16 protein-coding genes are annotated in these 22,109 nt (G+C 44.8%); 12 read left to right on the top strand and 4 right to left on the bottom strand.

Annotated features, from left to right (window positions below; all coding sequences use genetic code 11):
• Positions 1 to 63: 63 nt before the first annotated feature.
• The gene (locus GVN16_RS01095) at positions 64 to 1,968 is read left to right on the top strand and encodes a hypothetical protein (protein ID WP_166561986.1); all 1,905 of its coding nucleotides are present in this window, start codon (positions 64 to 66) and stop codon (positions 1,966 to 1,968) included.
• Positions 1,969 to 2,024: 56 nt separating this feature from the next.
• Here the strand turns inward: GVN16_RS01095 and GVN16_RS01090 are convergent, their stop codons facing one another.
• From GVN16_RS01090 to GVN16_RS01080, 3 genes are all read right to left on the bottom strand, one after another.
• The gene (locus tag GVN16_RS01090; protein ID WP_166561985.1) at positions 2,025 to 2,678 is read right to left on the bottom strand and encodes an OmpA family protein; all 654 of its coding nucleotides are present in this window, start codon (positions 2,676 to 2,678) and stop codon (positions 2,025 to 2,027) included.
• Between the two features lie 156 nt (positions 2,679 to 2,834).
• Positions 2,835 to 3,743 carry a lysophospholipid acyltransferase family protein gene (locus GVN16_RS01085; protein WP_166561984.1) on the bottom strand — a complete coding sequence of 303 codons (909 nt, stop codon included), beginning with the start codon at positions 3,741 to 3,743 and terminating at the stop codon, positions 2,835 to 2,837.
• A gap of 4 nt (positions 3,744 to 3,747) precedes the next feature.
• Positions 3,748 to 4,344 carry an NTP transferase domain-containing protein gene (locus GVN16_RS01080; protein ID WP_166561983.1) on the bottom strand — a complete coding sequence of 199 codons (597 nt, stop codon included), beginning with the start codon at positions 4,342 to 4,344 and terminating at the stop codon, positions 3,748 to 3,750.
• A 102-nt stretch (positions 4,345 to 4,446) separates the two neighbouring features.
• Between GVN16_RS01080 and GVN16_RS01075 the strand changes: the two genes are divergently transcribed.
• From GVN16_RS01075 to GVN16_RS01065, 3 genes are all read left to right on the top strand, one after another.
• Entirely contained in the window at positions 4,447 to 5,457 is a 1,011-nt protein-coding gene (locus tag GVN16_RS01075) for a VWA domain-containing protein (RefSeq protein WP_166561982.1), read from the top strand.
• 112 nt (positions 5,458 to 5,569) lie between these two features.
• Positions 5,570 to 5,782 (top strand): hypothetical protein, encoded by a 213-nt coding sequence (locus tag GVN16_RS01070; RefSeq protein WP_166561981.1) that lies wholly within the window; start codon positions 5,570 to 5,572, stop codon positions 5,780 to 5,782.
• The gene (locus tag GVN16_RS01065) at positions 5,779 to 6,201 is read left to right on the top strand and encodes a putative toxin-antitoxin system toxin component, PIN family (RefSeq protein WP_166561980.1); all 423 of its coding nucleotides are present in this window, start codon (positions 5,779 to 5,781) and stop codon (positions 6,199 to 6,201) included. Before GVN16_RS01070 ends, GVN16_RS01065 begins: the two co-directional genes overlap by 4 nt.
• Positions 6,202 to 6,258: 57 nt before the next feature.
• Here GVN16_RS01065 and polA read toward each other — a convergent pair whose 3' ends face one another.
• Positions 6,259 to 9,081 (bottom strand): DNA polymerase I, encoded by a 2,823-nt coding sequence (polA, locus tag GVN16_RS01060; RefSeq protein ID WP_166561979.1) that lies wholly within the window; start codon positions 9,079 to 9,081, stop codon positions 6,259 to 6,261.
• 114 nt (positions 9,082 to 9,195) lie between these two features.
• Here polA and GVN16_RS01055 point away from each other — a divergent pair, with 114 nt between their 5' ends.
• The 8 genes from GVN16_RS01055 (at position 9,196) to GVN16_RS01020 (ending at position 22,009) form a co-directional block, all read left to right on the top strand.
• Positions 9,196 to 10,575, top strand: coding sequence for a vanadium-dependent haloperoxidase (locus GVN16_RS01055; protein ID WP_166561978.1), 1,380 nt, complete (start codon positions 9,196 to 9,198; stop codon positions 10,573 to 10,575).
• A 541-nt stretch (positions 10,576 to 11,116) separates the two neighbouring features.
• Positions 11,117 to 11,644 carry a hypothetical protein gene (locus tag GVN16_RS01050; RefSeq protein ID WP_166561977.1) on the top strand — a complete coding sequence of 176 codons (528 nt, stop codon included), beginning with the start codon at positions 11,117 to 11,119 and terminating at the stop codon, positions 11,642 to 11,644.
• 230 nt (positions 11,645 to 11,874) lie between these two features.
• Positions 11,875 to 12,537, top strand: a complete 663-nt coding sequence (locus GVN16_RS01045) for an RNA polymerase sigma-70 factor (RefSeq protein WP_166561976.1) — start codon at positions 11,875 to 11,877, stop codon at positions 12,535 to 12,537.
• 63 nt (positions 12,538 to 12,600) lie between these two features.
• Positions 12,601 to 13,602: a FecR family protein gene (locus tag GVN16_RS01040; protein ID WP_166561975.1), complete on the top strand. Its 1,002-nt coding sequence runs from the start codon at positions 12,601 to 12,603 to the stop codon at positions 13,600 to 13,602.
• Between the two features lie 29 nt (positions 13,603 to 13,631).
• A complete protein-coding gene (locus GVN16_RS01035) occupies positions 13,632 to 17,105 on the top strand; it encodes a TonB-dependent receptor (protein ID WP_166561974.1) in 3,474 nt (1,157 codons plus the stop codon).
• Between the two features lie 20 nt (positions 17,106 to 17,125).
• Positions 17,126 to 18,556, top strand: a complete 1,431-nt coding sequence (locus GVN16_RS01030; protein ID WP_166561973.1) for a RagB/SusD family nutrient uptake outer membrane protein — start codon at positions 17,126 to 17,128, stop codon at positions 18,554 to 18,556.
• Between the two features lie 254 nt (positions 18,557 to 18,810).
• The gene (locus GVN16_RS01025; RefSeq protein ID WP_166561972.1) at positions 18,811 to 20,391 is read left to right on the top strand and encodes an FAD-dependent oxidoreductase; all 1,581 of its coding nucleotides are present in this window, start codon (positions 18,811 to 18,813) and stop codon (positions 20,389 to 20,391) included.
• Positions 20,366 to 22,009, top strand: coding sequence for an FAD-dependent oxidoreductase (locus tag GVN16_RS01020; protein ID WP_166561971.1), 1,644 nt, complete (start codon positions 20,366 to 20,368; stop codon positions 22,007 to 22,009). The genes GVN16_RS01025 and GVN16_RS01020 overlap by 26 nt, the downstream gene beginning before the upstream one ends.
• Positions 22,010 to 22,109 lie beyond the last annotated feature (100 nt).

The following is a 22,109-nucleotide window of genomic DNA, read 5'->3' as shown; positions in this document are numbered from 1 at the left end:
GTGTTGTAATTATTCCGGTTTGTTGTCGTTAAATTACTTCCTTTGAAAAAATAACCATTGTCCATGAAAAAAATACTTTTAATCCTTTTATCCGCCGGCGGCCTTCTTTATTCAGTTTCCTGGATCCAGTCTTCTGAGAAATCAAATCCGTCTCCATCCAAACGAACAGATATTGTCGCTAAGAAAGCTGCTGAGCCCGTAAAAGGTGGCCCTGCCAATTCAGTAATTGTTCCGTATCAACTGGAAACCACCCAGAATACCTTTAATATTTCGCAGTTTAAGGACATGGCCCTGCCGGACAATCACAAAGCTGTATTGGGTTTCGGGTCTCCGGCTTTTATAGAGTGGAGCAGAAGCGAACCTCTTGAGATATATAAAAAGGGATTTACGCATTTTTCAAACAGCAATGCTTTTACGGCCAGCCAGGCTCCGGCCAGAACCCAGCACTGGTTTGTCGGCTTTACCGACTTGCTTAAGGAAGTGGCGGTAGAACTGGCCCCGAAATATCCTGATGCCATCAATGTGACCACCTCCAATTGGTCAGCTGTTTCGGAGAAAACAGCCATTGAGATGGGTAAAAGATGCTGGCAACGGAGGGGGATTGGCTACGATTATCCGGCCAAAACGTACAACAGGAAGTCAGATTATGGGTATTTTTTACTGGATGAGGAGCAATTTTCAGGAGGTGTAAACGCCTTTTTGGGAAATGTGCTCAAAGGCTGGCGGATGGAAAATGCCACCTGTATCATCAACCTCTACGGAAAGGCATTCAACTTTTTTTACCTGGCTAATCTTACCAGTTATCCGCATAAATTCACGCAAAGTGATATCCTGAATATCAGGGAGTTGCGAAGTTTTGCCTTTAACTTTCATTCTTATGCACAGGCCCGGGCCACCCTGGAAGTTTCAGGAGGGTATTTTAAAGTACCGGTAATAAAGGGTTCCATTTACCAGAAAAATGGCGGTAAATATGTGCTCGATGCTTCAGGAAAGAGGGTGCTCAGAAAAGATAATTTTACAGAGGAGATTTTCGGCAGGAAATTCAGGATGCTTAACCAGCCTGACGTGCAGTTGCAGAAACACAGCCAGATACCTGATAAAAAAGACTGGAAAACGGATGTGGAATGGATGCTGCAGGAGCTTTATCTGTACCAGGACTATCTCACGATCGCTTCCCTGAACTTTGCAAAATCCGAATTCAATGATTTTGATATTTCAAAATGGCGGCCATATGGTAAAAAGAAGGCGATCACATTCAGGCCGAGAACCGAGCCATGGACTTATGGAGGAAACGAGTACAAAATAAGAGAGACAGGAGAATATGCGATTTTATACCAGGTGTTGTTTGCCTTTTTTAACGGCGTGGATTACGTTGAAAGCTGGGATAACGGCTGGGCGGGAGAACCTCTGGCTTATGTGGGGCAGGGAAGGCAGGATATTAAACATATAGGAGAGAAACTCTATCCTGTGCCCGGATACAGCTGGGATAAGCCTAAGGATTACTGGAACAATACGGACGATGCTTCATACAACGATAACATTGCCGGAGATGACAATTATTCAAGGTATGTGGTCTATACGGCTGCTGTTCAGACTTTTGCCAAGGTCTGCAGAGATAATCAGTATAAGTTTGACCAGACTTTACGCTACATCAGGTTTAATCCGCCGGTGAATACCTTCAGAAATAAGGAAATCCTTGCTTCCGGAATTTACCAGGGGGATAAGCTGAGCCTGGTGATGATGTATCCGTATCATGATGAAACGGACAAAACAAACATAGAACTTAAGGTGGGTGATAAAATCATCAATTTTACGCTGAGCTCCAGGAAACCGGCTGTGTTCAGCTGGACGGTTCCTAAAAACGTTGACCCCCGCCGGATTACCATGCGATATGTAAATATTGATGGTCAGGAGCGGAAAATCAGGGGTTTTGTCGATGGGGACAAGAACAACACATACATAGAATAAAAAAGACATGGCTTAGCAGCCATGCCTTTCTAACGTTCTTACTTTTTTAAGCTGCGTTAATTATTTTTAGCCACTTCCTCTCTCATAGCGTTGGAAGGGATGATTACAAAGTCTACTCTTCTGTTTCTGTCACGTCCGGTGAGGGTTTTATTGGTGAATCCCGGGATTTTCTCTCCGTATCCTTCATAAAATAACCGGCTTTCTTCCACGCCGAACCTGTTCATGAAATTAGCTACCTGGTGAGCCCTTTCTTTGGAAAGCTTGTCATTGAAAGCTTTTGAACCGGTATTATCGGTGTGTCCAGAAACCTGGACATAAGTATCAGGAATCATCTTAAGTGAGTGCACTACTTTAAGGAAATCATGTTCACGGTCTTTTTTGAGCATGAATGACTCCACGTCAAAATAATCTCCTTTTTTCATGGTAACAATGATACCTTCGCCGACCTGGCTTACGGTGGCTACATCACTCAGGTTTTCGTTCAGCACTTTGGCATAATCTCCCATTTTTATATAGAGTTGCTTGCCGATTTCTCCTTTTTCTGAGTATTTATCGACGGTTCTCTCCATGTCATTGGCAGGAGGTGCCGAGTAAGAAGTCGCTTCAGTTTTTGATTTTGAGATCGTCCTGCTTGATTTACAAGATACGAAGGCTGACAGCACAAGGGCTGAAAGTACTAGTTTTACGATGGTGGTTTGATTGGTTTTCATATGTTATAGATGTTTTATGCCATAGAATAATAAAACATCGTTCCGGCTTATAATCAGTGATTTAGCTGGTATATGAGCCAAAGGCCTGCAGGCTTCGGGGATTTTATTCCCCAAAAAAGGTAGAATTCCTGTAAATTTAAGGATAAGAAGGGTGGGTCAGTCTTTTTTCGCTATGTTAAAACCATAGCTGACTCCTTCAGGCATTTTGTGTTTCCAGCGGCGGTGCGACCAGAGCCAGAATTCAGGGGCTGCTTTTATTTCATCTTCCAGGATTTTCGCATGTTTTTCCATCAGGGCTCCTTCAGGTTCTTCGGCCGGGTTTTCACTGATCAGTTCAAATGACACATGATAGTAACCACGTTTAACCTGTTTGATTTTGGTGAAAAATACCGGCATGTTAAATCGCTTGGCAATTTTCTCCGTACCCACAAAAAAAGAAGTGTCCTGGTTCAGAAACCTGGTCCAGTAAGCTTTGTCGGGTTGGGCCGACTGGTCGTTGGCCAGGCAAACAATAAAAGGTTGTGTATGTTTCTGCATGATTTCCCTGTAAGTATTGTGGGTAGGAAACATGTGAGCTCCGAAAATAGACCTGGCCCTGTTGAAAAGCCCTTCCATATAGGTATTGCTGAAAGCCCGGTACGGTACCTTGATTTGATGCGGCATATAAAGCGGCATGGTCATACAAACCCATTCGTGATTGCCGTAGTGTCCTGCCGACATGACACAGTCTTTGTTTTCATCGTACCACTTCTGAAAAATATCATTTTTTTCAAAACTTATTCTTTTCCTGATCTGGTCTTTTGAAATGGTGAAGCCTTTGAATATTTCAATGAAAAGGTCGGAGAGGTAATGGTAAAATTTAACTTCGATGGCTTTGATTTCTTCCGTTGTTTTCTCCGGGAAAGAATTGACAAGGTTTTCTCTCACTACTTTTCTCCTGTATCCGGTCAGATGGTACATTAAAGGAAATACCAGGTAATCCGAAAAACCATAAAGGACACTTAAGGGTAAGGAAGAGAAAAGGTAAATAAACGGTAACGAAAGATAATATAAGATTGCCTGCACCTGATTAGTTTTTTGATTGGATAAAATTAAAGTAGTCGGTCTGCGTATCAAGATCCACGACTCCCTTGTCAAAGTCAACAAAAAGTGCATTGGATTTGTTGCTTTCAATTACTTTTTTTGCCCCTGACTCTCCTTTTAGGTCAAGAAGCTGCTCCAGGACCTTCCTTCTGAACAAGGCGGGCACACCGACTGTTCCGGCATATTTACTGGCGATGACGTCTTTCTCGGGGTTTTCTATAGCCTTCTGGATGAGTGCCTTGATGCAGTGCCTGTTGACAAACGGCATGTCGGAGGTCATGATGATCAGGCCTTCAATGTCTTTACTGACCATATAAGTGCCTACCACGCCCATTTTGACGGAACTGCCGATGCCGGTTTCCCAGGCGGGGTTATCGACAATACTGATGGGCATATTTTTGAGTTCAGGAACGATCTTGGCTTTGTGGGCACCTACCACCACCGTGATAGGGTAGCATGGGGTTTCCATGGCTTCTTCAATAAAATATTTGATAAGACTGGTGCCAAACACCGGTAAAAGCTGCTTGGGAGTACCCATTCTCTGGGACGATCCGGCTGCTAAAATCACAATTCCTGTATTCATTCGATAAAAATTTACGCAAATTTGGCCATTTTTTTCGAGGTATTTAAAAGTTTTGGCAGGATTGTTTCGTTATCCGGATTGAAATTTATTAAATTTGGTACTATGAAAATAAAATATGCTTTCTTAATTACAAGTCTTGTGTTAGTTTCCCTTATTATGTTCAATTGCGGGGGGAGCGGCATAAATCCCAAGGGGAAAACCTTCGAAATTTATCTTGACTTCTGGAATATCTCGGGCAAAAGCCCTGAGGTGAGGTTCGACGAACAAAAAACTTCCAGGGAAATCAAGATTGACTTTACCAAAACTTTTGGCGGAGTAACAGAAGGGCAGAGCTTCACGAAGGTGATCATTGACAATTTCAGGATTGTAGATGCTTCGTCAAACAATTACAACATTGAATCTATTACTGCCTATGAGTATAGAAACAGTGAGTGGAAAAAAGACATTGAGTTTACGATGGACTTTAACCAGTCTGAAGACATCAGTGTCATGTTGGTTCTGGACCGCAGTGAATCATTAGGTGCTGATTTTGAAACGATCAAGCAATATGCCTCCGACTTTGTCGATAAGGTATTTACCGACCGGAAGGTTGTCCAGATGGGTGTGGTCGATTTTGCTGATGATGTCAGAAGCTATCCGCTTACGACAGACAGGGAAGCCTTGAAAAAGTATATCAAAGGGCTCAAGCAAGGGAAATTTACGACACTTTACAATGCGGTTGACGAAGGGATTGATAAACTACAGATGTCTACTTCCCAAAGTAAGGTTTTATTTATTTTTACGGATGGTGCAGACAACAACTCCAGCCCTAACGTCAATGTGGATTACCTGATCAATAAAATCAAGGGAGATAAAAATACCTATAAGATCACCAGTTTTGCGATCGGTCTGAACGGTAACGGCGGCGTGGATAAAACAGTCCTGAACAAGTTGGCGAGCAACGGAGGATCTGCCAGTTTCCCTGAGAATGTAAAGGAATTGAAAGGTGTATTCGAGAAATTCTCTAAAGTGATTTCCAATGTTTATAATTTAACCTACCTGAGAAATCAGCAGGTAATTCCGAGACTTTCACCCGCCAAATTGAAATTTGAGATAAAGACGATTCCGAAGTAATTAATAACCGGAAAAATATTTCAGAAAGAGAGTCATCGTTAACAAATGGCTCTCTTTTTTTTAGTACGAATTTTTTAGAGTTAAAAATGTCATATTTGTAAAAATGAGTTTTATGGAAACACTTACTATAGAAATCAAAAACCCCAAAGCAAGGAAGCTGATTGAAGATCTTATAGATCTGGATTTAATTTCTATTAAAACTTCGTGGCCGGATTTGTGGAATAAGCTGGAATCAAAACTGCCCCAGAATGAACCTGAAATGAGTGAAGATGAAATTCTTGAAGAGATTAAAGCTTTTAGAAGGGAGAGAAAGTCTGGTGTATGAATATTGTAATTGATACTAATGACTTTAAAAGTGCTTTGATCGGTAAAAAACACAGAGATAAGTTGTTCAGTGTTTTGGCTAATCCTGAGATCAGAATTTATGCTGACAAAACTTTATTAGAGGAGATCAGGGAAGTTGGGTACAGAGAGAAATTTCGTAAATATGTAAGCCTAAGTCATGTTGATGAATATATTGAGGTGTTAGAATACAGACTTACTTTTATAAATTCTGATATACAAATTTTTGATAGTATAGATCCTGATGATAACTATCTTTTAGAATTGGCAGTCTCTTCTGGGTCTGAATATCTTATCACTGGTGATAAAAAGCATTTACTTAACTTAACTCCTTTTCGCGGAATAAGAATTGTAAGGTTGCAGGAGTTTTTGGATACTCAGGACGCAGAGAAAATCACCTGAAGTTAAAAATGAAATTAAAATAAAAAATCCCCGGTTTCGCCGGGGATTTTTTATTTATCAGTGAGCTTCCAGCCAGTTTTTACCTACTCCGATGCCCGTGTCAATCTTCACCGACAAAGGAATGGCTGTGGACATCAGCTCGTGTACTTTTTCTTTCATCAGGTCTATCTCCGATACGTGTGTATCGAAGACCAATTCATCATGTACCTGCAGTATCATTCTTGATTTGAGTTTCTCTTCTTTGATAAACTGGTGGATGTTGATCATCGCCACCTTGATCAGGTCGGCCGCACTGCCCTGTATCGGGGCGTTGATGGCATTTCGTTCCGCAAAACCACGATTGGTCTGGTTTCTGGAGTTAATGTCTCTCAGATATCTTCTGCGGCCCAGGATGGTTTCTACAAATTCGTTTTCCCTGGCATTGACGATACAGCTGTCCATAAAGCCTTTTACTTTCGGGAATTGTTCAAAATAGGCGTCAATGATGTCTTTGGCTTCACCTCTCGGAATCCCCAGCCTCTGGGCCAGACCGAAAGCCGAAATACCGTAAATAATACCAAAGTTGACCATTTTGGCTTTTCGTCTCATATCAGAACTGACCTCGGCCAGGGGCACTTTGAAAACCTTGCTGGCAGTGGTCGAGTGGATGTCGATGTTCTGGTTGAACGCCTCAATCATACTTTCGTCCTCGCTGAAAGCCGCCATGATCCGCAACTCGATCTGCGAGTAATCGGCAGAGAGTATCACGTGCTGGTCGTCTTTCGGAATGAACGCTTTCCTGATTTCGCGGCCTCTTTCTGTCCTGATCGGGATGTTCTGTAAGTTCGGGTTGGTTGAACTCAGACGCCCGGTGGCTGTAACCGCCTGGTTATAAGAAGTATGTATCCGGCCTGTTCTCTTGGAAATCAAAGCAGGAAGGGCATCTACATAAGTGCTTTTCAATTTTGAAAGCTCTCTGAAATCAAGAATTTTTCTTACGATTTCATGTTCTGCTTCATAATTGGTCAGGATATCTTCTCCGGTGGCGTATTGGCCGGTAGGCGTTTTCTTCGGTTTGGCATCGATCTTCATCCTTTCGAACAGGATCTCACCCAGTTGTTTTGGAGAGCCTACATTGAACTCAAATCCTGCGATATCAAATATCTGACGCTGGGCATCCAGGATATCTTTGGTCAGCACTTCTGAAAGGTCATAAAGGGCATGTACATCCAGTTTCACACCTTCCATTTCCATGTCGCTCAACACCCGCACAAGCGGAACCTCAACTTCATAAAGCAGTTTTTCCTGGCTGGTTTTCTTTAATTCCTCATCCAGGATATGCTTGAGCTGCAGGGTGATGTCCGCATCTTCAGCCGCATATTCTTTGATCTGCTCGAGGTCTACATCACGCATGTTGGTTTGTTTCTTGCCTTTTTTGCCGATCAGCTCTTCAATCGAAACCGGTTCGTAATTCAGGTAATTCACGGCCATATAATCCATACCATGTCTCTGCTCGGGCTCCACAATGTAGTGTGCCAGCATGGTGTCATATAGTTTTCCTTTTATCTCTATGCCGTAATTAGCCAGGATAGTGAGGTCATATTTAAGGTTCTGGGCGATTTTGGTGATGCCGGGATGTTCAAAAACTTCCCTGAACTCTTCCATGATGGCCTGGGCCTCTTCCCTGTTGGCAGGGAAATTCACATAATAAGCTTCGTGAGGAAGATAGGCAAAGGAAAGCCCGACAATTTCAGCATCATTGGCGTCAATGTCGGTTGTTTCTGTATCAAAACAAAGTTCGTCCTGCACCAACAGGTATTGAATCAGGTCAGCTCTGGCTTCAGGGGTATCAATGAGATGATATTCATGTACGGTATTGTTGATCGTATCCCTGTTTTTAGGCGTGTTGTCTTCTCCTTCTTCCGGATCATCAGAAGGGGCATCGCCAAACAGAGAGATCTGGTTGTCAATTGTTTTTGTCTTTTTCGGAACAGGTGTAGAAATCCCTTCCGTTTCAGGAACAGCCCCTGATTTGATAAGCCTGCTTTTGAGGGTCCTGAATTCCAGTTCATCAAGCAGCTCAGCCAGTTCATCATTATTAGGATCGCCGACAAGAAGTTTTTCTTCCGAGAATTCAACAGGAACATTGATGTCAATTCTGGCCAGGTGTTTTGAAATGATGGCACTTTCTTTTCCTGATTTTATTTTCTCTCCCAGTTTGCCCGGAATCTGGTCCGCGTTTTCCAGTATCTGTTCCACAGAACCGAACTGGGCCAACAACTTGGCTGCGGTTTTTTCGCCCACTCCCGGAATACCCGGAATGTTATCCACTTTATCACCCATCAGTCCCAGCATGTCAATCACCTGGTCGATGGTGCTGATTTCCCATTTGGCCAGGATTTCGGGTACTCCCAGGATTTCCACGCCATTGCCTAGGAAAGCCGGTTTGTACAGGAAAATGTGTTCGTCCACCAGCTGACCGTAATCCTTATCAGGTGTGTACATATATACATCAAACTCATCTTTGGGGGCTTTTTTGGCCAGCGTACCAATGATGTCGTCAGCCTCAAAACCATCGAGCTCTATCAGTTCAAGGTTCAGGGCCTTAACCAGTTTTTTTACGTAGGGGATGGCAATGGTGATGTCTTCGGGCTGGGCCTCACGATTGGCTTTGTATTCAGGAAACTGATCATGTCTGAACGTCGGGGCTTTGGTGTCAAAGGCCACGGCCAGGTGAGTGGGTTTCTCTTTTTTTATGACTTCAAGCAGAGTATTCGTAAATCCAAAAACCGCACTGGTATTGATTTTAGTAGAAGTAATCCTCGGGTTTTTTATGAACGCAAAGTGGGCACGGTAAATGAGTGCCATCGCATCCAGCAGGAAAAGTTTTTTGGGCCGCATAGTTTTGTCTTTGAAAACTTTGATTTATTGGTACTTATAATTATTGTTACTAAATTGTATTAGAATTTTAGGATTCAATATTCGTTATTTTTAGCGTAGATTAAAACCAAAATCATGAAAAAAACCATATTATTATTTTTACTCAGCTTTTACGGATACGCACAAGTTCAACCTCAGAGACAATTTCAGGAAGGAAATACCACCCAGCTTATTCTTTTTGAAAACCGTCTTCCTTACAAGAAATATGATCTCAATACCTCCGATCTGCTGGTTAAATGGAACGTACTTATACTGGATCTGATAGAACAAACGAACGGATATTCGCCCAATGTGGCGGCGAGGTCCCTGGCTTATATCAACCTGGCGGCTTATGAATCTATTCTGCCTGCCTATCCGAAGAGCCTGTCGATGAGCGGGCAGATCCAGGGTTACATCCGGCCTCCGGAATTTGAACAGGATTCTTCCAGTTTTATTCCCCAGATTGCTCTGAACAATGCGGTTTTTAAGATGGTCGATTATATGTTTCAGCCCGCACCGTATATCTGGATGGAGAAAGTGATGGCTTTGAGAGACTCCGTCAACGCCAGTCTGACGAATGGAGTGGATCATTTGACCCTGATGAAGTCTACCAATTACGGCCTGAGTGTAGCCGACCTTATTTATCTGTATTCCATGAAAGACGGTGGCCACCAATCTTACCTGAGAAGCTACAGCCTGGGCTATAAATTACCGAAATGTGATGCATGTTTTGAAATCAACCGGGTGGCAGACCTCGAGAATACAGGACCCTTGCACCCTGATTGGGGTAAAACCAGGGCTTTCCATCCTGAAGACACCACTGATTTCGGCATTAACCCGAAGGTGCCTTTTTCCAAATACAAAAACTCGCCTTTTTATAAGCAGGCCCTGGAGGTTTACGATGAATCCAAAACCGTGGTAACCGGTTCTGAAAAACATACGATTGCCAACTTCTGGGATGACGCCGCTTCCTTCACGTCTACCGCCACAGGGCATTCTATTTCGATCCTTACCCAGGTGCTCAGAAATAAGTCCGTTCCGCTAGACGAGGGTGCCAGGGATTACTGCCAGCTGGGCCTGGCCATTCACGATGCGATGATCATCTGCTGGAAGTCGAAGTACAAGCATAACCTGATCCGGCCGGTTGCTTATATCAAAAAGTACATCGACAGCCGTTGGGAGGCTACACTCTTAACCCCCCCGTTCCCGGAGTTCCCTTCCGGCCACTCTGTTCAGTCTGCTGCCATGGCTACCGTGCTGACTTCCCTGATGGGTGACAGTGTCGCCTTTACTGATTATTCCAAGTATTGGGTAGGTGAGCCCCGGAACTTTAAAAATTTCTGGACTGCTGCCAATGAAACCAGTATTTCAAGATTATATGGAGGAATCCATTTCAGAGATGCCCTGGTTCAGGGTCAGGAAATGGGCAGGATGGTTGGCAGGAATGTACTCAAACTTAAATTTTTCAGGGAATAGTCCTGATAATCAGAGCTTCCGTTAATCAGTATTTATGTTGCACAAATTTGCATGTTATTACATGTTTTGTAATGACATGTATATATAAGAGTTTGTATTTTTCCAACACGTAAACGTACCTGAACGGTCTGATAATATATTTTATTAGATTTAATAAATATTGATGGTTTTACTTCTTTTATTTTTTGATTCCGGCCTTATATTTGCGGTACTTTTCTAAGTAAAAATTTAACTTATTCAAGTGAACAGGTTGAAAATCATTTATTTAAAAATGCTTTTTAATTTGAATTTTACTTTTTAACTTTATACGTAACAAATAAAAATTTTACCAATAGCTTTTTTAATAATAACCGGCCTTATAGCAGGCTTAGTGGTTACGACCGAAGGTGAATTCTGGTCAGAGATTCATGTTTCAACAATTGCATCTGTTATTCTGGAATTTATTCGTGTTTTCCGACACTTTTCATAATGTTATTATGCACAACAGACTATAAAAAACGGGGGGTATGGTACTTTTATAAACCTAGAACAAATCAAAAAAATGGAAGAAATCAGAAAAGCCTATGAAGAGATTTTTGATTCGATTGAAGATGCTGTACAAATGAAGAAGATGACACCTGCACTTATCCTTTTGTACACTTCGATGGACAGTTTTAGTGCCTTGACAGGATCATGCACGCATAATCCTGATGCTGAGAAAGGCTTTATGAGCTGGGTGAAAACCTGGATGTTGAAGAAAAACCCTTTGCCTTGTAATGAAAGAGACCTTTATTCGGAGAAATGCCGCATACTGAGTCATCCGGTTTCGGACCAGGAAAAAGAGTTGCTTGCTGACGCCAGGGAAATTTACTATGTTTCAGGGAATGCAGACATTCATTTTCTGCAAAACCTGATCGAAATGACAGGAAAGTCGGACACCGCTGTTTCCGCCAGGTTTGAGGATATCTTTGAAGCTTTCAGGAACGGGGTAAAAGACTGTTTGCATCACTTTGAAATGGACATGAGTGTTAGGAATATTTTTAAAGACAAAGCCAGGGATTCTTTTGCTATGGCTGCTTTACAGGTTTAATCTTATGACGTAAATTTATCTGTTCCGGATGACTTATTGTTTTTTTGAGTCAATAAGTCATCCGTCCGGTTTCCGCACCTTTATCAGCCTCTTTCACTACCCCTCAGAACCCTGAACGGGCAGTTGAAAATCTTTTTTTGCAAATTTTTAAAAAATATCCTGAAGGATGTGGGGTAAAATAATGCAATTTTGTCTTTGGTTAGTTCAATAAATAACCAACAGGTAAAATTATGGCAGAAATATATCCTGATCAGGGTGATCAGTCAGGTTCAAAAGGGCTGAGGATACACAGTGACGACAGTAAGGCTCCCGGGGTGATAGCAGAAGAACGTTTTATCCAGGCGGTTTTCGTACAGGATGCCGCAAAGGGCTGTGAGATGTTGTTCAGGAAGTATTACGGCAACTTATGCAACCACGCCATCAAATTTGTGTATTCCAGAGACATTGCAGAGGAAATCGTTTCTGAGGTTTTTGCCAACTTCTGGCAGGGACGTATTTTTGAACACATTACTGCTTCTTACCAGGCTTATTTATACAAGGCTGTCCGCTACAGGGCCTACAATTATCTTAAATTTGAACTGAACCGCACGACGTCGCTTGACGCCGTGGATTTCCGCTACAAAGTGCCGGTGCTCAAACCGGATGAAGTACTTCATTATCACGAACTCAGCCGCAAGCTCGACAGCATCATTGAACAGCTTCCCCCGCAATGCCGCAAGGCGTTTCAGCTCAACAGGCTCGAAGGAAAGAAATATACAGAAGTGGCTTCCGAGATGCAGATTTCGGTAAGTGCCGTAGAGAGACTGATCAGCAGGGCACTATCGAGGCTGAGATCTGAACTCAAGGAGGACTGGCTTTTGGGACTGCTGTTGATATCACATCTTCTGATCTGATTTTTAACTGTACGGTGTGGGGTAAAACTATTTGGATTTGTCTATGTGCTAAATATTTTAAAAATGGAAAAATCAATTCCGAAAAACGTAATATTTGATTTCTTTGAAGATAAGGCGACTTCTATCCAGAAAAAAATGATAGAGGCCTGGCTGACCGATCCACGCAATGAAGCCACTTTTTATCAGTACCTGGACGAGTGGGAAGGCATGCATCCCCAATACCTCCCGGATACTGAAGAAGCCCTGGAAAAATACCTGACGCTGATGGAAAAACCACGGAGCCAGGAACGAGCCTCAACGGAGGAAAATGTTTTCACGCCTGAAGTCTCACGAAGCTGGTGGGCCTGGTGGAAAATAGCCGTGTCTGTAACGCTGCTGATGGGGATCAACCTCTATGTTTTCAAAAAACAATGGATCTACGAGCGTTATGAAACCGGAAACGCCCAGACCCGTACCGTGTCACTCACAGACGGGACGGTGGTAACCCTGAACGCCAATTCTACGCTCTATGTGCCCAGATGGGGCTTTAATGTAAACAAAAGAGAGGTGATGCTGGAAGGGGAGGGCGAGTTCAATGTGACTCACACTTTTGACAATAAGCGTTTTAAGGTAGAAACGGATGGTGATTTCGGTGTAGAAGTTTTCGGAACCGAATTTATCGTCTACTCAAGGGAAAAGGGGAAAAAAGTGATTCTCAACAAAGGTAAAGTGCAGGTCAGCTATAATTCCGGCCGGAAACTGACCATGAAACCCGGAGATGTTGTCACTTTTAACCATAACTCGGGTAATCTGCTGCTGACTAAAACCAAACAACCTGAACTGTATGGCTCATGGAAGAACCATCAGTTCTATTTCGACCAGACCCCGCTTTCTGAAGTGGCGGTTATTCTCAAGGACCATTTCGGACTGGATGTGGTTTTTGAAGACAGTACGCTGGTGAACAGGCGGCTGGCAGGGTATTTCAAGGCGGAAAGCTCCCAGGAAATTATAGATGTGCTCACGGCACTTCTTGACCTGCCCGTCGAACAGAAAGGGAATGCGGTCATTATTCATTCCGACCATTAAGATTAGAAACAACCAAACCATTTTTAAGTATGAAAAAACAACTATCCAGGCTTTTACGGATCAAAATGCTGGTGATGTTCCTATTGACCTACCAGACTTTCGTAATGGCTCAGTTTGTGGCGTTTGCTCAACCGAAATCTTCTAAAACAGAGATAAAAAACAGCAAAACCGGGGCTAGAAGGCTCAAAGACGTTCTCAATACCTTAAGTAATCAGTATAAAGTAAATATCCTTTTTGACGAAACCATCGTACAGAATATCCTGATTAACCAGGACCTCAATTTTAACGGCAATAAGCTGGAAAAACAGCTTGACAACCTGCTGAAACCACATGGTCTTAAGTACAAAAAGATCAGTGAGAGCCAGTATGTGATCATCCAGGATCACCGGAAAACCGGTGACAGGGCTTCGTCTGAAGCAGCTGATCTGCCCGGAAAAGACGACTACAAACCCGCTACACAGGTGGCCGGCAATGTACAGGATGAAAAAGCGTCAGCCCAACTTCAGACGAGGGTGGCTGACGTATCAGTGTCAGGAACAGTTATTGATGATGCGGGCGAGAAACTCCCGGGTGTCAGTGTCATTATCAAGGGTACTTCCAATGGCACCACAACAGATTCCAACGGCTCATTTAACCTCACTGTTCCTGATGAAAAGGCCGTACTTGTGTTCTCATTTGTAGGCTACCTGGTCCAGGAGGCCACGGTCGGCAACAGGACTAAAATCGATATCGTTATGAAAACCGACACCAAAGCCCTGGAAGAAGTGGTGGTGGTAGGTTACGGTACGGTCAGGAAGAGAGACCTGACGGGTTCTGTGGTGACGATCGGTTCGGCAGAGTTGAAGGAACAACCCATCAGCTCCTTTAACCAGGCTTTGCAGGGACGGGTTTCGGGTGTGCAGGTGACCAATGCCTCCAATGCCCCGGGCGGGGGGATGACCATCCGTGTGAGAGGTGGGAATTCCATTTCTGCCAGCAACGATCCTTTGTATGTAATTGACGGTTTTCCGATGACGAATCCGGCTCCGGCGTCCGGGGCTTCCAATTCAGAATCATATCCCAACCCGCTGGCTACCATTAATCCCAATGATATAGAATCTATTGAGATACTCAAAGATGCTTCGGCGACGGCCATCTATGGCTCACGCGGAGCCAACGGTGTCGTGCTTGTGACCACTAAAAGAGGCAAGGAAGGGGTGGCCTCGATAGACTTCGAAGCCTATTACGGGGTTCAGAACATCACTAAAATGCTTGATATGGCTACTGCTGAAGACCATACCAATGCCAAAAACGAGCAGCTTCGTAACCTTAATTTTGCAGAAAGGTACGGTGTGGCCGGAGGAGCCTATCCCAAAAAGCCTTCAGAATACGGAGTGGGTACCAACTGGCAGAAGGAAGTCTATCGCCCGGCACCCATTCAGAATTATCAGCTGGCTTTTTCCGGAGGTAACGAAAAACTGAGATATGCGATCAGCGGTAACTATTTTAACCAGGATGGTATCGTGATCACCTCCAATTTCAAACGCTACACTTCCAGGATCAACCTGGACGCCCGGATAAGCAAGAGGCTGAAAATCGGGACTAATTTTATCGTGACCCGCAGCTACAACAACAGCGTTAATGAGCTGGGAGGCAGCAGCCTTGTAGGTTTGACGGTAAGGGCCTCTCCTGCGAGCCCTGTGTACGACGCCAACGGAAACTACCAGTTGCTGAATGTAGGGTCCGGTTCAGGATTCAGTTCTATCGCCAACCCGGTGGCTGTGGCCAATACCACCACCAACCTGCTGACCAGCGACAGAATTCTGGGTAATGTTTTCGGAGACATCAGCATCGCCGAAGGCCTGAGTGCCAGGATCAGCGTCGGTACGGATATTCTGAACACCAGAAGGAACATCTTCTATACCCCTCAAACGCTGATCGGGAACACACTGAACGGTTACGGCAGCAATGGTACCTCCAACAATATCAATTTACTGAATGAAAATATTCTTACTTATACCAAATCTTTCGATATCCATGCCTTTGACGTGGTGGCAGGGGTGACTTTCCAAAGTAACAGGGAGGAAAGGACTTATGCTGAAGCCCAGGATTTTCCGAATTATACCCTGGGTGCCAATAACATTGGTCTGGGTAACAAGCCGTTGCCTCCGAGAGGAGCGGTGCAGGAATGGGGACTGAACTCTTATCTCGGACGGGTAAATTATCGCCTGAGTGACAAGTACCTCTTTACCCTGACGGGCAGGATTGACGGTTCGTCGCGTTTCGGAGCGAATCATAAATACGGGTTTTTCCCTTCCGGAGCTTTTGCCTGGCGTATTTCTGACGAAGAATTCCTCAAAAACAATAAAACCATCAATGACCTGAAACTGAGGTTGAGTTATGGTATCACGGGTAACGACGGTATCGGGTTGTACAATTCATTGTCTCAATATGCTACTTTCAGAACCGTCTTCGGTGACCAGGAGGTGTTGGCTATCCAGGCCGACAAAATTGCCAACCCAGATCTGAGATGGGAAAAAACCGCCCAGTTTGATGTGGGTTTTGACCTGGGATTGCTGAACAACCGTTTCCAGTTTACAGCCGATTATTACACCAAAACCACAACGGATCTGCTTTTGGGCGTGGAATTGCCTGCTACCACAGGATTTACGACGGTAACCCGCAATGTGGGCAGTCTTAAAAACCAGGGTTTTGAATTCGGACTCAATACGGTGAATATCGACGGCGTTTTCACCTGGAAAACCAATGCCAATATTTCATTCAATAAGAATGAGGTCATCAAGCTGAACAACTCAGACCAGTTTTTTACCGGGAGTTCCATCGTGAAGGTTGGTGAGTCGGTAGGTTCATTTTACGGGAACGTTTTTGACGGTATCTGGCAAACCGCAGAAGAGATCAAGGCTGCCGGAACGCTGGCCAGACCTGGTGATCTGCCTGGTGCAATCAGGTACAAGGACCTGAACGGTGACGGGGTTTTTAATGAAGCCACCGACCGCCAGATACTTGGAAGCGGCCTGCCTACATTCATTTTCGGATTGACGAATAACTTTACTTTCAAAGGGTTTGACATGTCGGTTTTCCTACAGGGCGTACAGGGTAACAATATCCTGAATGCCACCCGCAAGTCGATGGAGCAGTCGGATCCGAGTGACAACCTGCTGAAAACGGTCATCAACGGAGCCTGGAGAGCGGATAAACCTTCCAATACCCTGCCGTCTATCAGACAATGGAGAAACACCGGCACCGATTCATTTTATATCGAAGACGGGTCGTTTCTCAGGGTCAAAAATGTGTCGCTGGGTTACCTGGTACCGCTTAAATCGAAGTATATCAGAAGGGCGAGGGTGTATATCAGCGGTCAAAACCTGCTGACATTTACGAAATACCGCGGGTATGATCCTGAAGTCAACTCGGATTTCAACAGCAATGTGCAGTACGGGGTCGATAACTACGCGTATCCTGCTGCCAGAACTTACACTGTCGGAGCTTCCCTGTCATTCTAACCACCTTAAAGTTTAACAATATGAAAATCAGAAATTTAATACTTTTCGGCTTCTGCCTGCTGGGCTCAGTGGCTTGTGAGAAAAACCTCGAGGAAGTGCCGCTCAGTTTCTTTGAAGAATCAAATTCCTTTAAATCTGCCGCAGATGCCACATCTGCCATCAATGGGGTGTATTCCCGTCTGAGGGGGATATATGGAATGAACATGATCGACCTGGCTGACCTGAACTCCGATGAGTGTGAAGTAAGGGAAGACAACGGGGGCGGAAATGAAATCCACAAGAACCTGTTCAATAGCGGCACCCGGCTTTTTGACATGTTTTATACCAACAGCTATGTGCTGATAGACCGGGCCAACCGCGTGATTGCCAATGTGCCCAAAATCAACATGGACATCAAGCTGCGTGACCAGATTGTCGGAGAAGCCAAGTTTATGAGAGCCCTCGCTTATTTTAACCTCGTGCGGGCTTTTGGTGATGTGCCTTTGGTAACGGTGATTTCCAATGATGTGGTGAATGTAAGAGTGCCGAGAGACCCGGCAGAGAAAGTTTACCAGCAGGTTATTCTTGATCTTCAGGATGCTGAAAAAACACTGCCTGCCAAATATACAGCTGCCAGCGAAAATGGCCGGGCCACTGTCGGGGCTGCCAAATCTATCCTGGCGAAAGTTTACCTGACCAGGAAAGACTGGACCAACGCCGCTGCTAAAGCCAAAGAGGTGATTGACAGCAAGAGTTACAGCCTCGTAGCGGATTATCGCGATGTTTTCCTGCCGGAAAAAGAAAACGGACCTGAACACATCTTTTCTATCCAGTACAGCTGCTATTTGCCTGCTTACGGAAGTGGAATGGCGGTCAGTTTTGCCATCTATTTCAGTTACCCGATCAACCTGACCGGCGGCAGCTACCAGGTGGTACCAGCCCATGTGGCTACTTACCTGCCGGGAGACTACCGCAAGGAGGTGACCGTGATCAATGAAAAGAAGATAGCCAATGGTACAACGGTACTTTCCCGTACTGGTCCGCACATGGATAAATACTGGGACCCGCTCGCTTGTGGAAGCGAGTCGGCCCGGAACAATTTCCTGGTGATCAGGTATGCCGACGTGTTGCTGATGTATGCTGAGGCGATCAACGAATTGGGCGGACCGAATGCAGATGCTTATGCGGCCATTAACCTGGTAAGGGCCAGGGCCAGAAAAGGTAATGAAGCCTCGATGCTGAAAGACCTTGTTGGTTTGAGCCAGGCCCAGTTCAGGGAGGCCGTCTTGCAGGAACGTAGCTGGGAATTGTGTTTTGAAGGACACAGACGCTGGGACCTGCTTCGTTCAGGCAAGTACATTGATAACATGAAGAAAATCGGTATCACCGCAGAATCAAAACACCTGCTTTATCCCGTTCCGATCCAGGAAATGGACGTAAACCCTGCCCTGACGCAGAATCCGGGGTATTGAGGGGAGTGTAGAATGATTGAATGTTCAATGCTTCAATGTTCAATGCTTCAATGTTCAGTGAATGAATGCTTTAATGATTGAATGTTTCAATGAATGGGTTTTCAATACGTAGATATTGGATATAAATTGCAGAGACGTTGCACGCAACGTTTCTGCAAATATCTGTCATAGTTATTTTGTTTCATCGGGAAGTGGTTATTGGAGTGTACGTTAATGTCTTCCTTCTTTTTCCCTTCTCCTTTCTCCAACAAAAAATGATTAAAAAAATAATACTTTCGTCGTTTTTGCTTTTTGTGTCTGTGTTTGGTTTTGCACAGACTTCGTATGATGTGGTTGTTTACGGCGGCACACCCGGTGGGGTGATTGCGGCAGTGGCTGCAGCCAGAGAGGGTTCCAAAGTATTGCTGATCGAGCAAACCAGGCATGTGGGCGGACTCAATACGAGTGGTATCGGCACGGCTGAATCCGAGCACATGATTGAAGAGACCATTTCAGGCTTGCCCCTGGAGTTTTACAGTCGGATGAGTAAGTATTACGGAAGACCTAAAACCGGGTTCTATTTTGAGTCGCACGTAGCTGAGAAAACATTCCTTGAATTGCTTTCTGAGGCTAAAGTGAAAGTGATTTATGAAGCATTTGTCAACAAAGTAGGCAAAAAAGGCAATGTGATCCAAAGCATCGGGCTGACCAACGGGCAGACCTTCAAAGCCAATGTGTTCATTGATGCCACCTACGAAGGCGACCTGATGGCCCGGGCGGGTGTGTCTTATACCTATGGCCGTGAGAGCAAGGAACATTATGGTGAATCACTGGCAGGCGTCAGGTTCATTGACGAGCCGATCGAAGCGTCTCCTTACGATGACTCCGGTAAACTGCTTCCGGGTTTTACAGAACGCAACACCATGACAGAAGGACAGGCTGATAACCGCGTCATGAATTACAATTTCAGGGTGATGATGTCTTCTAATCCTGACCGGGTGGCATTTCCGAAACCGGATAAATATGAACCGCAACGTTATATTTTGCTTACAAGACTCTTGAAAAACAAGCCGGATACCAAGTTCAGGGACATCATTGACATGTATTCATGGACTTACCCCAAAGGCAAGTTTGAAACCAATAACAAACAGAAATCGGTAATTTCGCTGGGGCACTTCGGAGGCAACGTCGAATATCCGGATGCAGATTATGCGAAAAGACAGGTCATTTATGATGATCACAAAAACTGGACCCTGGGCCTGCTGTATTTCCTGGCCAATGACCCGTCCGTGCCGAAGGGGCTCCACGATGAAGTTAATCAGTATGGTTTTACGGCAGATGAATTCAAGGATAATGGTAATTTTCCCTCTTATCTCTATGTAAGGGAAGCCAGGAGGATGAAGGGGGCCTTGGTTCAGACCCAGAAGGATATCCTGGAGGAAAGGAAAAAATCTGACGCCATCTGCCTGGGTTCACACTGGATCGACAGTCACCACGTGCAGCGTGTAGCGGTTTCAAAGACGCAGTTTGTCAACGAAGGCCGTATCTGGGAATCTATCTCAAAACCTTATGAGTTTTCGTATCGTACCATTACTCCCAGGAAGGAAGAATGCAGTAACCTGCTCGTGCCGGTGTGTTTATCGGTTTCTCATGTGGCGTTCTGTTCGGCCAGGGTGGAATGTACCTGGATGCAGATTGGTAACAGTGCCGGGATAGCGGCTGCTTTGGCTTCAAAACAGAAAAAAGCCGTTCAGGCTTTGGATATCAAGATGTTACAAAATGAACTGAAAAAAAATGGGGTGATATTCAGCATTGATCACCAGGAATGGAATGGAGAAAAAGACATTAGGAAATAAGCTGAGGAGCTTCACAGGGCTCATTCTGCTGCTGATCACCTCTGAACTCAATGCCCAGCATGTTTTTGACGTGGTGGTGTATGGCGGCACAGCCGGGGGAATCACCGCGGCCATACAGGTGGCTAAATCGGGCAGGACCGTGGCGATTGTAGAACCCGGCAGGCACATCGGGGGTATGAGTGTGGAAGGGCTCGGCGGTTCTGACATAGACAATCACAAGGAATTTCAGAACAGTCCCGCCGTAGGTGGTTTGTCTCTTGAGTTTTATAAGAGAATTGCCGGAGCTTACGGAAGGGAAGCGTCCCTTGAAAGTGCCATCAAAAACCGCATCAAAGACCCTTCGCTCTGGAGATTTGAATCTAGTGTGGCTGAAAAAGTTTTTAATGAGTGGGTTAAGGAGTATAAAATCAAGATTTTTCTGAATCAACAGCTGAGCGAAAACAAAAATGCAGTCATTAAAAAGGGTACACAAATTTCTGAAATAAAAACAGAAAACGGGGCCTCCTTCAAAGCTAAAATCTTTATTGATGCTACGATAGAAGGCGATTTGCTGGCCGGAGCCGGGGTAAGCACCGTGGTGGGCAGAGAATCAAATCATCAATACGGTGAAACCCTCAACGGCATCAGGGCCGTAACAGATCACGCCCAGTTTTCGGTGAAAGTGGATCCTTATAAAATACCCGGTGATCCGAAAAGCGGCCTCATTCCTACGGTTCAGGACGAACCTTTGGGAATGCCCGGTGCAGGGGATAAAAGATTGCAGGCTTTTTGTTTCAGGGTTTGTCTGACCCAAAATCCGGATAACAGGATACCTTTTTATCTGCCTGAAAAATATGAAAGAAGCGAGTATGAGATCTACCTGCGGTATCTCAAAGTGGGAGGGAAGTTGTACCGCCCCGGTGCAGGCCTTCCCAACGGTAAAACCGACCTGGGAGCCTGGCATGACCTTTCTCATAATCTTTACGGGATGAACCCGGACTATCCCGAAGGAAGTTATCAGGTAAGGGAGAAAATACTGGACCAGCACAAAACATTTACCCAGGGGCTTTTTTATTTTCTGGCTAATGACCCGGAGGTAGGGCAGCTGGACGCCGGATTGCAGAAAGAGTGGAAGTCATGGGGGTATGCCAAAGATGAATTTACAGACAACCGGGGTTTTCCGAGGATGTTTTACGTCAGAGATGCCCGCAGGATGGTGTCAGATTATGTTATCACAGAGCATCACGTGAAAAAACAAAAACCGACACCCGTGGAAGACCCGGTAGCCATGGCCTTCTGGCCGACCGATGTGCACAGTGTCAGGCGGATCGTGAAAGATGGTTATGCCTACAACGAGGGCTTTGTTTTCGGGGGTGATTACTGGCGGCCTTTGCCGGTTTCTTACCGTTCACTGGTTCCGAAGGCATCAGAGTGTACCAATTTACTGACACCTACCTGCCCTTCGTCGAGTCATATTGCCTATGGGGCTATCCGCCTGGAGTGGACTTTCATGGCCCTCGGCGAAGCGTGCGGAGTGGCGGCTGCGGAGGCAATAAAACAAAAAAGTACAGTTCAGCAACTTCATTATTCAACCCTAAAAAGAATCCTTCTTGATAATGGTGCAGTCATCAGTCTCTGAAGATCAGAATCACAGAACGGCGTAAATGATAATGTTAAAAGATTGATATCTCCGGCGGATTTCTGCCGGAGATATTTTTTGACCTGGCAAACCACTATGA

This window comes from Emticicia sp. CRIBPO (assembly GCF_009905725.1).
GTDB lineage: Bacteria > Bacteroidota > Bacteroidia > Cytophagales > Spirosomataceae > Leadbetterella.
This window is presented reverse-complemented; position numbering and strand designations above follow the sequence as displayed.

What these genes read in the sequence shown, in the direction of transcription:
- GVN16_RS01095 (WP_166561986.1), top strand. Translation starts at nt 64, where the DNA reads ATGAAAAAAATACTTTTAATCCTTTTATCCGCCGGCGGCCTTCTTTAT.
- GVN16_RS01090 (WP_166561985.1), bottom strand. Translation starts at nt 2,678, where the DNA reads ATGAAAACCAATCAAACCACCATCGTAAAACTAGTACTTTCAGCCCTT.
- GVN16_RS01080 (WP_166561983.1), bottom strand. Translation starts at nt 4,344, where the DNA reads ATGAATACAGGAATTGTGATTTTAGCAGCCGGATCGTCCCAGAGAATG.
- GVN16_RS01075 (WP_166561982.1), top strand. Translation starts at nt 4,447, where the DNA reads ATGAAAATAAAATATGCTTTCTTAATTACAAGTCTTGTGTTAGTTTCC.
- GVN16_RS01070 (WP_166561981.1), top strand. Translation starts at nt 5,570, where the DNA reads ATGGAAACACTTACTATAGAAATCAAAAACCCCAAAGCAAGGAAGCTG.
- GVN16_RS01065 (WP_166561980.1), top strand. Translation starts at nt 5,779, where the DNA reads ATGAATATTGTAATTGATACTAATGACTTTAAAAGTGCTTTGATCGGT.
- polA (WP_166561979.1), bottom strand. Translation starts at nt 9,081, where the DNA reads ATGCGGCCCAAAAAACTTTTCCTGCTGGATGCGATGGCACTCATTTAC.
- GVN16_RS01055 (WP_166561978.1), top strand. Translation starts at nt 9,196, where the DNA reads ATGAAAAAAACCATATTATTATTTTTACTCAGCTTTTACGGATACGCA.
- GVN16_RS01050 (WP_166561977.1), top strand. Translation starts at nt 11,117, where the DNA reads ATGGAAGAAATCAGAAAAGCCTATGAAGAGATTTTTGATTCGATTGAA.
- GVN16_RS01045 (WP_166561976.1), top strand. Translation starts at nt 11,875, where the DNA reads ATGGCAGAAATATATCCTGATCAGGGTGATCAGTCAGGTTCAAAAGGG.
- GVN16_RS01040 (WP_166561975.1), top strand. Translation starts at nt 12,601, where the DNA reads ATGGAAAAATCAATTCCGAAAAACGTAATATTTGATTTCTTTGAAGAT.
- GVN16_RS01035 (WP_166561974.1), top strand. Translation starts at nt 13,632, where the DNA reads ATGAAAAAACAACTATCCAGGCTTTTACGGATCAAAATGCTGGTGATG.
- GVN16_RS01030 (WP_166561973.1), top strand. Translation starts at nt 17,126, where the DNA reads ATGAAAATCAGAAATTTAATACTTTTCGGCTTCTGCCTGCTGGGCTCA.
- GVN16_RS01025 (WP_166561972.1), top strand. Translation starts at nt 18,811, where the DNA reads ATGATTAAAAAAATAATACTTTCGTCGTTTTTGCTTTTTGTGTCTGTG.
- GVN16_RS01020 (WP_166561971.1), top strand. Translation starts at nt 20,366, where the DNA reads ATGGAGAAAAAGACATTAGGAAATAAGCTGAGGAGCTTCACAGGGCTC.